The following is a 950-nucleotide window of genomic DNA, read 5'->3' on the forward strand; positions in this document are numbered from 1 at the left end:
CAAGGATACCTTTCTTCAATCGACCTGCCCACGCACGAAAATAATTAATGCCCGCCGAGGTACCGATCACGCCGACACGGACCTCTTTCGTTTTCTTTGCCCTCTCGTGAGGGCCATAGAGAAACAGGCCGTCCTTCGGATGCGGCGTCGTTTGCTTAAAATTGAACTCCAGCAACGGCTCATTGAAATGTAGCACTTGAAGGGAGCGCTCGGGAAAGTTCGTCACGGCTCTTCCTCCGGCTCAGGCCGCCCAAGCGTCGACGGATCGATCTCTTCATCTTCGTCTTGCAAGACAGCTGGAAGAACAGTGCTGACAGGCGAGGAGAACAAGAGCGGAGCTGCCTCAACGCGAATAGTCGCGGCTTGACCGAGTTCGAGCAAAATGGCCGACCGCTCCCCAGACAGCATCTCCATAAACGCAAGCAGTCGTCCATGCCATTGCCTGTTTCGCCATCCTTTGCAAACTGTACGCCGCAAACGGTGTTGTTTCTTAACGTCGTCAAGGGGGCTGTCAGCTTCGCCATCCACAATCGCAGCGAACAACACGCGGGACTTCAATTTGAAATGTGGGAAAGGCCAGAACGACGGGATCACGGAGACGCCGAATTGCCAAACGTGACCCTTCGCAATGTTTCGAAGCATTGAGGAGCGCCGCTCACCTTGCGTTCCCCAAGCGATTTTCTTGCCTATCGGAGTCTGATCTTTCCCTACGTGAAATCCGACCGCGTTTGAGTAGTGGTATTCAAGCAGTCCCCGCTTTTGACAATATTTGTTCCACGCTTGGCGCAGCATCGAGTGCACAACATTCGACGCATCCTGCCGTTTTATGTTTGCTGCGGCACATCCGGCTTCCACGAACTCCGTCAGCGGGATTTGATGCTTCAAAACAAAGCGACCCATGTTACCGAAAATGGCCGCGACTTCGTCCGCAGATTGAAAGGTCACAAATC

At 53.6% G+C, this 950-nt stretch carries 2 pseudogenes; both read right to left on the reverse strand.

The features are described from left to right. Positions 1 to 226 (reverse strand): annotated as a pseudogene (locus ACXJMY_RS37940) (argonaute/piwi family protein); the annotation flags it as partial. Then, positions 223 to 950, reverse strand: a pseudogene (locus ACXJMY_RS37945) (hypothetical protein); the annotation flags it as partial. The pseudogenes ACXJMY_RS37945 and ACXJMY_RS37940, both read right to left, overlap by 4 nt.

This window comes from Bradyrhizobium sp. P5_C12, assembly GCF_054049735.1.